We start from the raw sequence: 11,749 nt of genomic DNA on the forward strand, positions 1-11,749 counted from the left end.
TTGCCAGCAGACAGCCTTGATCGCGAAGCGCATGCTGTGCAGAGCAACCAGACGAAGGGACTCTGCAATGGCGCGGGGAACGAACCGATGGCTGGCCGCGATCGGCCTGGCGAGCACGCTGCTGCTCGGCTCGGCGGTGCCGGCCCAGGCGGCGGCCGGGGGCAACAACGACTTCGCGTGCCGCCCGAGCGCCGCGCACCCGAACCCCGTCGTGCTGCTCCACGGCACCTTCGCCACCTACTACGAGGACCTCAACTTCCTCCAGGCCGACCTGGCCGCCCGCGGCTACTGCACCTTCTCCCTGACCTACGGCGCCTACCCGCAGTTCCCCTTCGCCGGCGGCCTCAAGCCGGTCGCGGAGTCGTCGCTGGAGATCAAGGCGTTCGTCGAAAAGGTCCGCGCGGCCACCGGCGCGGCGAAGGTCGACGTCGTCGGCCACTCCGAAGGCGGGCTGCAGTCGATCTACCTCGCCAAGATGCAGGGCATCCAGAGCGAGCTCGGCAAGGTCGTCGCGATCGCCCCGCCGACGCACGGCGCCAACGCCTCCGGCCTGCTGACGCTGGCCTACACGCTGCTGGGCAAGAGCACGTGGGACACCATCGTCAAGACGATCGGCCTGCCGATCTTCGCCGACGAACTGGACGGCGGCGCCGCGATCGTCGCGCTCAACACCGGCCCCGTCGCCCAGCCCGGCATCGGCTACACGATCATCACCTCGCGCTACGACGAGCTGGTGACCCCGACCGAGACGTCGTTCATCCGCGAACCCGGCGTGCGGAACCAGTACGTCCAGGACTTCTGCCCGCTCGACCCGGTCGGCCACATCGGCGAGGCCTACGACCTGAACGTCTGGCACCTGGTCCGCAACGCGCTCGACCCGGCGAACGCCACGCCGATCAAGGTCTGCGCGGTGGGCTCCCCCGGCTGACCGCCGTCGGCCGGATCAGGCGAGGCCGATCGCGAAGACGTGGAGGTTCGGGTCGGCGGGCAGCGTCACCGCGGCGATCTGCTTCCCGGCCGGGGCGTCGAACGGCGCCGTCGCGTAGACCGACGCCCCGCCGCCCTGGCCGCCCGGCTGGTTGCGGTGGTCCGTGCGCGCCACCAGCGTGTTGCCGAACACCGGGGCCGTGCCGCCGCCCGGGAACACCCAGTCGCCGAACGACAGGTCGGCCTGCCCGGTGCTGCCGTCGGTGAAGGTGACCGTCGCCGTGGCCCGGTGGTCGCCGTTCGAGGCCGTGCCGATGAACGACAGGCGCGTGGCCGGGCCCAGCTTGATCGTCTGACCGGCCGGGACGACGTTGTCCGGACGTCCCGCGGGCGCCGCTGGCCAGACGAACGACGTGCCGGCTGCCTGGGCCGTCCGGCCGCCGACCAGGCCCGCCGCGGCGAGGGCCTGGCGGGACAGGCTGTTCCCCGCCCCGTCGATGTCGGCCGAGCCGGCGTCGCCGTCGTCGGAGACGCCGACACCTCCGTACGCCGCGGCCAGCCCGTCCTTCGGCGCGACCAGCACGATCACCGAGCCGGGCACCGTCGTCGCGCCCCCGCGGACGGTCACCGGGACCCGGTAGTAGCCCTCGGGCGTCCCGGCGGCCACCGAAACCGTCAGCTTCGCGGTGCCGCCACCGGTCCGGTCGTCGAGCCGCAGCTGCCGGGGGCCGGTGACCGTGACCCCGGCCGGGGCCTGCGTGGCCACGTCCAGCACCCGGTCGTGGCCGCCGAGCCGCTGCGCGCTGACCGTGGCCTCGCCGCCGGTGCCCGGTTCGACGACGACCTGGTTGGCCGCCGAGGCCAGGAACGGCTTCTCGTTGTCCCGATAGGACGGTGGGGTGGCCCCGGCCGCCCAGTGCTTGTCCGGAGTGGACGCCAGCGAGAAGTCCAGCCGTCCACCGTCCCGGGCGGTGTCGGCGGGCAGGGACGTACGGTCCCAGTCCCGGCCGTTCAGCGCCAGGTCGTGGACGTACGGCGTGGCCGCCGACGCCTTGGGCGCGCGGATGTCGATCGTCCGGCCGGTCGGCAGGGAGAGCACGGCGCGTTCGAACAGCGGGCTGTGCACGACCAGGTCCGGCGTGCCCGGCGTGGCCGGGTAGATGCCGAGCGCGGCCCAGACGTACCACGACGACTGCGCGCCGAGGTCGTCGTTGCCCGGCTCGCCGTCCGGGGTGGCGCTGAACAGCGTCGTCGCGATCTCGCGGACGACCTGCTGCGTCTTCCACGGCTGCCCGACGTGGTTGTACAGCCACGGCACGCCGAAGTCGGGCTCGTTGCCGGCCCACATGTACGGCTCGTTCGGGCCGGCGTTCAGCTTCTGGAAGAAGGTGTCCAGCCGGGACGCCACCGCGGCGGGCCCGCCCATCGCCGTCACCAGGCCGGCCGGGTCCTGCGGCACCAGCCACGTGTACTGCGCGGCGTTGCCCTCGTCGAAGCCGTCCTGGCCGAACTTGCCGGGCGGCGGCGGCACGTACGCCGGGCCGTCCGGGAAGCGGCCGTCCTGCCCGCGCGGCTGGAGGTAGCCGGTGAGCGGGTTGAAGATGTTCTGCCAGTTCTGGCCGCGTTTCGTGAACTCGCGGGCGACGTCGCGGTCGCCGATGCCCTGCGCGAACCGCGCGATGGCGAAGTCGTCGATCGCCCATTCCAGGGTGATCGACGCGCCGACCCGGGCGTGGTCGCCGCGCGAAGCGTCGTTGTTGGGCAGGTACCCACGGGCGACGTAATCCGAGATGCCCCGGCGTTCCTGGTACGCGCCGGGCGTGTCGTCGACCGAGGTCGCGCCCTTGACCAGGTACTTCAGCGCCGTCTTGACGTCGAAGTCGCGCGCGCCGAACGCGTACAGGTTCGAGATCAGCGCGACCGAGCTGTCGCCGGTCATCTGGCCGGTGTAGTCGTTCGCCATCGGCCAGCGCGGCCACCAGCCGCCCTGCACGGCGTCGTTGGTCAGCGACTGCGCCATGTCGCTCGCTTCCTTCGGGAAGAGCATGGCGTGCAGTGGCGCGAGCGAGCGGTAGGTGTCCCAGTCGGAGAAGTTCGCGTACTGGTGCCGCCCCTTCGGCAGGGTGCGGATCCGATCGTCGAAGCCGACGTAGCGCCCGTCGGCGTCGTCGAACGTGTTCGGGTGCATCAGGGAGTGGTACAGCGCGGTGTAGAACGTCTTGAGCTGGGCCGGGTCGCGGCCGGCGACGCGGATCTTGCCCAGCGCCTGTGTCCACTGGTCCCTTGTGGACTTGCGGACGGCACCGAAGTCCCAGCCCGGGACTTCCGCGGCCGTGTTGGCCTTCGCGCCGTCGACGCCCACGTAGGACATCGACACCTTGGCGTGCACGGTCCCGGAACCGAACGTCAGGTAGGCGCCCGCCTTGGGCGAATCCACGCTGTCGGTACCGGGTTTGACGCTGGAGCCGTCCCAGGTGCCGTGCGCGGTGAACGGCTGGTCGAAGGTGATGGCGTAGTACACGGTGTACTTGTTGGGCTTGCCGCAGAAGTTGCCGGTGGTCGCCGAGCCGCTGACCTCGCGGTCACCGGTGATCGTCAAGGTGGCGGCCGAGTTCCCGGCGAGGCTCGCGCCGCCCTTGACCAGCACCTGTGGCGTGGAACCGGCCGGGAAGGTGAAGGCGGCGAGCCCGGTGCGGGTCGTGGCGGTCAGCTCCGCCCGCACCTTCGAGTCGGCGAGCGTCACGGCGTAGTAGCCCGGCTCGGCCTGCTCGTCGTCGTGGGTGAAGTGCTCGACGCGGTTCCACGGCGCCGCCCCGACGTCGCCGGTGATCGGCAGGATCGGCACGTCGCCGAACGCGTTGCAGCCGACCGAGGCGTGGTCGAGGCTGAACCCCCGGATCTGGTCGCTGTGGTACTGGTAGCCGGCGTACGCGCCCTGCGTGTCCGGCGAGAACTGCATCATCCCGAACGGCGCCGCCGGCCCGGGGAAGTTGTTGATCTCGCCGACCGAGCTGCCGCCGCGGCCGGTCCCGACCAGGGGGTCGACGTACGCGGCCGGGTCGCCGACCAGCGGTGATGACATCGTTGTCGGAGCCGCCGAAGAGACCGCGGGCGCCCCGATGACCGCCGTCGCGACCACCGCCGCCATGAACCTGAACCGCACCGGTGCCTCCCAGGCTGGACCGTCCCCTGTCATCGGACCTTTCCGCGCGCCGTGACCGCGGTCAACACTTTGACAAAGACCTGGCTCGTGCGCCGAGGTGTGAAGATCCGGTCAGGATCGGGTGGCCACCGTGTCAGGACGCCTACCCTCGACGCCGTGTGCGCACGTGTACTGGTCGCGGAGGACGACGAGAAGCAGGCCGAGGTCCTCCGGCTCTACCTCGAAAGCGAAGGCCACACCGTGGTGCTGGCCGCGGACGGCCGGGCGGCGCTCGACGAGGCCCGGCGCGACCGCCCCGACCTGCTGGTCCTCGACGTGATGATGCCGAAGGTCGACGGCCTCGACGTCTGCCGGATCCTGCGGCAGGAGTCCGACGTCGCGGTCCTGATGCTCACCGCCCGCGCCACCGAGGACGACCTGCTGCTCGGCCTCGACCTCGGCGCCGACGACTACCTGACCAAGCCGTACAGCCCGCGCGAGCTGATGGCCCGGGTCCGGACGCTGCTGCGGCGGACCGCCGGACGCCGCGAGCCGCCCGACACCGCGTTGCGCGCGGGCCGGCTGCGGCTCGACCCGGTGCGGCACGAGGTGTCGGTCGGCGGCCGCCCGGTGGAGACGACGCCGGGCGAGTTCCAGCTGCTCGAGACGCTGATCCGGCAGCCGGGCCGGGTGTTCACCCGCCGGCAGTTGCTCGAACTGACCCGCGGCGACGACCGGTTCGTCAGCACCCGGATCATCGACGTCCACGTGCTCAACCTGCGGAAGAAGATCGAGCCGGACCCGCAGAAGCCCGTCCACCTGCGAACCGTCTTCGGGGTCGGCTACAAGCTGACGGCGGAAGATGACGCCTAACCCGACGGGCTCTTCTCAGCCGAGGGCGCGTCAGCACAGCTTCCCGAGGCGGCGCAGCCTGGTCGTCCGGCTCACCGCCGTCTCCCTGCTCATCGCGCTCGCCTCCATCGCGGCGACCGCGTGGCTGGCCGTGCAGACCACCACCCGCGCGATCCAGCAGGAGCAGGGCCAGGCCCTCTCCGGCGACGCGACGATCTACACCGAGCTGCTCGGCTTCGCCGCGGTGAACCACACGTGGGACCAGGTCGGCCCCCGGCTGCGGGCGCTGTCGGAACAGACCGGCCGCCGGGTCGTGCTGACCACCCTCGACCGGCGCGTCCTCGGCGACTCCGGCGGCGCGCCGGTCACCCTGCCGGTCAAGGCGACCGCGTCGGTCGACCCCCTGCACGTCGACCCGGTGCTGCTGCCCGAGGCCGGGACGAGCGGCATCGACCCGCGCGCCGCCGGCCCGTTCAAGCTGCCCCCGCCCGAACGCGAGGAACTCGCCGCGGTGGCCAGGAAGGCCACCGCCTGCCTCGCCCAGTTCGGCCTGCCCGGTCAGGTGCGCGACTCGCCGAGCGGGCGGCCGCAGCTCACCGGGCTCGACCCGCTCTCCGTCCGCTACTACGCGAGCAAGTGCGGGCTCTTCGAGCTGGCCGTCCCCACCCCGACCGAGCAGGCCGCGCTGACGGGCCTGAACGACGCCGTCAACCACTGCCTGCAGAACCAGGGCGGCGGAGAGGTGAAGCTCGGCCTCGACCTGGAGGTCCTCGACGTCCCCGATCAGCGGCCGGTCCAGGACTGCCTCGACTCGGCGCGCCGCGAGCAGCTCGCGCCGTACGTCGCCCCGCCCGCGTTGCTGTTCACGCTCGGCCCTGGCGGGTCGCCGCTGCCGACGTTCACGCTGTCGCGGGAGAACCTCACCCGGATCCTGGCGGTGACCGGTGGCGTGCTGGTGCTGGCCGTCGCGCTGACCGCGCTCGTCGCGCGGCGGCTGTCGCGCCCGCTGCGGGCGCTGACCGAGGCCGCGCAGCAGGACCGGCCGGCCCCGGTGAAGTCCCGCGACGAGGTCGGGTACCTCGCCGCCGCGTTCAACGACCTCACGGCGCGGCGCGAGCGCATCGAGGAGCAGCGCAAGGCGATGGTCAGCGACATCGCCCACGAGCTGCGCAACCCGCTCAACGTCATCCGCGGCCGGCTGGAGGCCGCCGAAGACGGGCACCTCCCGTTCGACCGGGCCCTGAGCGCGTCGCTGCTCGAGGAGACCGTGCTGCTGCAGCACATCGTCGACGACCTGCAGGACCTCGCCGCAGCCGACGCCGGGCAGCTGCGCCTGCACCCCGAGCCCCTCGACGCGGCGGAGCTGGCCGGCCACGTCGCCGCCGCGCACGCCGACCGGGCCGTCGCCGGCGGTGTCACGCTCACCGTCGAAGCGCTCGGCGAAGCCACGTTGCCGGCCGACCCGGTCCGGCTCCGGCAGGTCGTCGGCAACCTGGTGACGAACGCGATCCGGCACACGCCGCCCGGCGGCCGGGTGACGATCCGAGTCTCGTCCACTGTGGACGAGGTGACGCTCGCGGTGGCGGACACCGGCTCCGGCATCGCCGCCGAGGACCTGCCGCACGTGTTCGACCGGTTCTGGCGGGCCGAGAAGTCCCGCAGCCGCCAGACCGGTGGCAGCGGGCTCGGTCTCGCCATCGTCCGCCACCTCGTGGCCGCGCACGGCGGCACGGTGACCGTCGAGTCCGAAGTGGACACGGGATCGACGTTCACCGTCCGGCTGCCGAAGACTGCTCCGGCCGGTGAGGACGCCGGCGCGGAAGACGAGCCGCCACCTCAGCCCTGACAGCCGTCAGCGAGAGTGCGACCGGACCGGGAGGATCGGCTACAGGGGCAGGCCGGCGTAGTTTTCGGCCAGTTCGGTCTTCGCGGCCGTCGACGTCACCGTGCGGTGGAGCTGGGCGAGCTGGAGCTGGGCGTCGAAGTCGTCGCCGTGGCGGTGCAGCATCGACGTCATCCACCACGAGAAGTGCGTGCAGCGCCAGACTCGCCGCAACGCCGTCTCCGAGTACGCGTCCACGAGCCGCTCGTCACCGCGGAACGACGCCGTCAGGGCCCGCGCCAGCAGGGCGACGTCCGCCACCGCCAGGTTCAGCCCCTTCGCCCCCGTCGGCGGCACGATGTGCGCCGCATCCCCGGCCAGGTAGAGGTTTCCGTGGCGCATCGGGGTCGTCACGAAGCTCCGCATCGGGAGCACGCTCTTCTCCGTGATCGTCCCGGTCTCCAGCGTCCAGCCCGGCACGCCGAGCCGTTCGGACAGCGCCGTCCAGATCCGGTCGTCGCTCCACTGCGCGATGTCCTCGTCCGGCGCCACCTGCAGGTAGAACCGGCTCACCCGCGGCGAACGCATGCTGTGCATCGCGAACCCGTCCGGGTGCCAGGCGTAGATCAGCTCGTCCGTCGACGGCGCGACGTCGGCCAGCACGCCCAGCCACGCGAACGGGTACGCCCGCTCCCAGACCCGCGGTTCCGGAACGGACGCCCGGCTCGGCCCGTGGAAGCCGTCGCAGCCGACCACGACGTCCGCGTCGATCCGCCGCGCGACACCGGAATCGTCCACAAAGGTCACCGACGGCGTCCCGGTGACGTCGTGCAGGGTGACGTCGGCGGCCGAGTAGTACGCCGGGCGGCCCGCCTTTTCCCGCGCCGCCATCAGGTCCTTGGTCACCTCGGTCTGCCCGTAGACCGTCACCGACCGTCCGATGAGGCCGGTGAAGTCGACGTGGTGCCGGTGCTCCGGCCACTGCAGGTGGATGCCGCGGTGCTCCATGCCCTCGACGTCGAGCCGGGCGCCGAGGCCGACGTCCCGCAGGAGTTCCACCGTCCCCGCCTCGAGGATGCCGGCGCGGATGCGCGCCTGGACGTACTCCGCGGTCTGCCGTTCGAGCAGCACCGAGTCGATGCCTTCGAGACCGAGCAGGTGGGACAGCAGCAGCCCGGCCGGGCCGGCGCCGACGATGACGACTTGGGTGCGCACTGGAGCACGTCCTTTCCCGCGACAGAGTCCCGAGCATGGCTCGGCGGTACCGCCCGCCACCAGTGCATTCTCATTCAGTGAGAGGAATTTCCCATCGCCCGCGAGATGCCGCGCGCCGCGGCCCGCAGCGCCGGGATCTGCGTGCGCGCGTTCCGGTCGTTGGGCACGATCACCGACAGCGCCGCGACCACCTCGCCGGACGGCCCGCGCAGCGGCACGGCGATCCCCGTCGTCTCTTCGTCGATGAACCCGGCGCAGAACGCGTAGCCGTTCCGCCGGACGTCGGCGAGGAACCGGCGCAGCCGCACCGGCTCGGTCAGCGTCGTGCGGCGAAAGGCTTCCAGCGGGCCCGCCAGCACTTGTTCCTGCAGGTCGGCGGGCGCGTGGGCGAGCAGCACCAGCCCGGACGACGACGCGTGCAGCGGCAGCCGCCCGGCCACCCGGGTCACGTTGACGATCGCGCCGGGCGCCGAGAGCCGCTCGACGAACAGCACCTCGCGGTCCTCGAGGACCGCGAGCTGGGTGTGGTGCCCGACGACGGCGTGCAGGTCCTCCATGAACGGCATCGCCGCTTCGCGCAGCCCGAGCGTCGGCGAGGCGCGGGACGCCAGCTCCCACAGCCGGACGCCCACGCGGATCTTCCGGTCGGAGTCACGCCGCAGCCAGCCGTGCCCCACCAGCTCTTCGACCAGCCGCGACGCCGTCGCGACGTGCAGGTTCGCGCCCCGCGCGATGTCGGTGACGCGCAGCGCCGGCGTGTCCGGCCCGAACGTCTCGAAGATGCGGACGACGCGCGAGAGCACGGACTCGCCCTCCGGCGGCTTCACCACTTGAGCAGTGTGCCCCACCGGAGCGGCGGGGCACACCGCCGACGGTCACGGCAGGGCGTTCAGGAACGGCTCGTGGCTGTTCTGGAACTCCCAGCTGTAGTACTTGTCCCAGTTGATCGACCACGTCATCAGCCCGCGGAAGCCGGGTGAGGTCCCGCCGCGCAGCGTGTACGAGCCGCAGCCATTGCCCTTGACCAGGCAGTTCACCGCAGCCTGAACTTCGGCGGGTGAGGTGTGGCCGTTGCCGGCGCTGACGGCGGCGGGCAGCCCGATCGCGATCTGGTCCGGGCGCAGGCCGGGGAAGAACTGCCCGGTGTTCGCGACGGTGAAGCCGGCCTTGAGCATGTCGGTCATCGCGATGTGGAACTCGGCGCCGCCCATGTTGTGGTACTGGTTGTCGAGGCCCATGACCGGGCCGGAGTTGTAGTCCTGGACGTGCAGCACGGTGAGCGAGTCCCGCAGGGCGTGGATGACGGGGAGGTAGGCGCCGGTCCGCGCGTCACCGGCGCCGGAGCCGCCGTAGAACTGGTAGCCGACCTGCACGAAGAACGTCTCGGGCGCCATGGTGAGCACGAACCCCGAGCCGTACTTGGCCTTGAGCGTCTTCAGCGCGGAGATCAGGTTGACGATGACGGGCGTGGTCGGGTTGCGGAAGTCGGTGTCGCCGGCGTTGAGCGACAGCGAGTGGCCTTCGAAGTCGACGTCGAGGCCGTTGAGGCCGTACTTGTCGATGATGGCGGAGACGGAGCTGACGAACTTGTCCCGCGCGGCGGTGGTGGTCAGCTGGACCTGGCCGTTCTGCCCGCCGATGGAGATGAGGACCTTCTTGCCCTGCGCCTGTTTGGCCTTGATGGCGGCGGTGAAGTCGGCGTCGCTCTCGACGTTCGGGCATTCGGTGGCCGGGCACCGAATGAAGCGGATGTCCCCGGAGGTGACGGAGGTCGGTTCCCCGAAGGCGAGATCGATGATGTCCCAGGCAGCGGGAACGTCGGCCATCCGCACGTAGCCGGACCCGTTGGCGAAGCTGGCGTGCAGGTACCCGACGAGGGCGTGCTTGGGCAGCCCGGTGTCGACGCAGCCGGAGGTGCTCCCGGTACCGGCGGCGCTCTTCGGGGACTCACCGGCGGAGTTGTAGGCGGCAACCGCGTAGCTGTGGGTCGTGCAGGCGGCGAGTCCACCGATGGTGGCACTGGTCCCGGCGACGGTGGCGACGACGGCGCTGCCTTCGTAGACGCGGTACCCGGTGACGGTCCCGGCGCTCGCACCCCAGCTCAGGGCGATGGAGCCGGCCGTAGCGGAGGTGATTTGCGGGGTGCCGGGAGCACTGGGCGTGCCGGGGGTACTGCCGCCGGGCCCGTCGAGGACGACGTCGTCGGCGTAGTAGGTACCGGCGCCGTACCAGCCGTGGAGGTAGAGCTGGGCGGAGGTCTGGTTCCCGGTGGTGAAGGCGAGGGACAGCTGGTTGTAGGAACTCGAGTTGCCGGACCAGGTCGAGGGGCCACCGGTGACGCCGAGGTAGACGGGATTCCCGCGCACCCAGGCGGAGACGGTGTAGGTGGTGTTGGGCTGAACGGAGACGGTCTGCGCACACTGGGCGTAATCGGCACCGACGGGAGTGCCGGCAAGGGCACGACTGCCGGAGTGGACGGGCGCGCTCACGACGGCGGCGTTGGCACAGGTCCAGCCGGAGACCGAGCCGGCTTCGAAGCCGGGGTTGACGAGAAGGTTGGCGGCCTCGGCGGGGAGGACGAGCACCCCCGAGAGCGCAAGCAGGAAGGCGGCGAGGGTTACGGACAGTCGGGAACGCCTCATCGGGTCCTCCAGTCAGAGAGAGACCCATTGTCTAGACCAATATGTAAATTGTCCAGACCAAAAGGAGGGAAGCCGCCCGCCGGCCGGGAAGAGCCACGGCAGACTGGCACCGGAAGCCACACCGAAGACAACCCGAGCCAACGCAAGCCCCACGGACCAGGCCCCCGAGCACACCCCCCCTGCCGACCCGATACGCAGCCGCATCAGCGGCCGGCACGCCGGGTCAAGGCACGCTTTCCCGCCTTGACGCGGCGTGCCGGCCGTTGAACAATCCGGCGTTCGGGTCGGTGGAAAAGTCGACGGAAAGCCAAGGCAGCTCAAGATCGGTCAGCCGCTCACCCCCTCAGCAGCGCAGCCACCCACGCCCCAGCCGCTCAGCGCCCCAGCGGCTCACCAAAAGACGACCACCTCAACAGCCCACCACCAGCGTGGCCACCAACCGAGTCCGAGCCGCCCCCACCCGATCGACCACCTGCACGCTCCGCCACCCCACCGGCACCCGATCCGCCAGCAGCTCCTCCCGCCACTTCCCCACCCGCCGCACGTGCCGCGCGAACGACCGCGGCCGCACCACCCGCCCGCGGCTCCGCTGCCCCGCCAGCGCGACCTCCGCCGGCACGTCGAGGAACAGCAACCGCACCGACCGCCCGCTCAACACCCCGACCAGCGCGAGCAGGGCGCGCGTCGACGCCCGGGTCGACGGCTCGTGGACCACGAGCGGGCCGTCCTCGCCGAGCGCGCGGCCCACGATCCGCAGGCGGTGCCACGCGTGCACCACCGGCCGGTAACACCGGTACGGCACCGCCGGCGGGACCACCGCCCCGAGTCTCTCCCGCACCTGGTCGGAGTCCAGCACCGGCAGCCCCGCCGCGGCGTGGTGGAGCATGGTCGTCTTGCCCGCTCCGGGCAGCCCCGCCACGACGAGCAGGTCGCGCGGGCCGAGCTCGATGACAGTGGGCTCGCTCATGCCCCGCCAACGCTCCGGCGAAGGTAATGGTTCCTTTACCTTCAACTCACGCACAGTGACGGACCACCATCCGTGCGCCGAAGACCACCCGGCCGGAACGCTGGCGGTCACCCGCCGTGCCCCATCGCCTGAAACCCGTGCGCCGCAAGCCATCGACGTCCGGAACCGCTTCGGGTGAAGAT

At 71.6% G+C, this 11,749-nt stretch carries 8 protein-coding genes; 3 read left to right on the forward strand and 5 right to left on the reverse strand.

From position 1 onward, the window contains the following. The first annotated feature begins 67 nt into the window (after positions 1–67). Positions 68–928 carry an esterase/lipase family protein gene (locus QRY02_RS27465; RefSeq protein ID WP_285985726.1) on the forward strand — a complete coding sequence of 287 codons (861 nt, stop codon included), beginning with the start codon at positions 68–70 and terminating at the stop codon, positions 926–928. Between the two features lie 15 nt (positions 929–943). Here QRY02_RS27465 and QRY02_RS27470 read toward each other — a convergent pair whose 3' ends face one another. After that, positions 944–4,090 carry a GH92 family glycosyl hydrolase gene (locus QRY02_RS27470; RefSeq protein WP_285985727.1) on the reverse strand — a complete coding sequence of 1,049 codons (3,147 nt, stop codon included), beginning with the start codon at positions 4,088–4,090 and terminating at the stop codon, positions 944–946. Between the two features lie 156 nt (positions 4,091–4,246). Between QRY02_RS27470 and QRY02_RS27475 the strand changes: the two genes are divergently transcribed. Then, positions 4,247–4,942, forward strand: coding sequence for a response regulator transcription factor (locus QRY02_RS27475; protein WP_285985728.1), 696 nt, complete (start codon positions 4,247–4,249; stop codon positions 4,940–4,942). Next, a complete protein-coding gene (locus tag QRY02_RS27480) occupies positions 4,932–6,767 on the forward strand; it encodes a sensor histidine kinase (protein WP_285985729.1) in 1,836 nt (611 codons plus the stop codon). Before QRY02_RS27475 ends, QRY02_RS27480 begins: the two co-directional genes overlap by 11 nt. A gap of 39 nt (positions 6,768–6,806) precedes the next feature. On the opposite strand, the gene QRY02_RS27485 is transcribed toward QRY02_RS27480, so the two are convergent. From QRY02_RS27485 to QRY02_RS27500, 4 genes are all read right to left on the reverse strand, one after another. Continuing rightward, positions 6,807–7,958 carry a 4-hydroxybenzoate 3-monooxygenase gene (locus QRY02_RS27485; RefSeq protein ID WP_285985730.1) on the reverse strand — a complete coding sequence of 384 codons (1,152 nt, stop codon included), beginning with the start codon at positions 7,956–7,958 and terminating at the stop codon, positions 6,807–6,809. A gap of 74 nt (positions 7,959–8,032) precedes the next feature. Further along, positions 8,033–8,785, reverse strand: a complete 753-nt coding sequence (locus tag QRY02_RS27490; protein ID WP_285993932.1) for an IclR family transcriptional regulator — start codon at positions 8,783–8,785, stop codon at positions 8,033–8,035. A gap of 48 nt (positions 8,786–8,833) precedes the next feature. Next, positions 8,834–10,600, reverse strand: coding sequence for a chitinase (locus QRY02_RS27495; protein ID WP_285985731.1), 1,767 nt, complete (start codon positions 10,598–10,600; stop codon positions 8,834–8,836). Between the two features lie 409 nt (positions 10,601–11,009). After that, positions 11,010–11,567, reverse strand: a complete 558-nt coding sequence (locus tag QRY02_RS27500; protein WP_285985732.1) for an AAA family ATPase — start codon at positions 11,565–11,567, stop codon at positions 11,010–11,012. Positions 11,568–11,749: the final 182 nt, after the last annotated feature.

The organism is Amycolatopsis sp. DG1A-15b (assembly GCF_030285645.1).
GTDB lineage: Bacteria > Actinomycetota > Actinomycetes > Mycobacteriales > Pseudonocardiaceae > Amycolatopsis.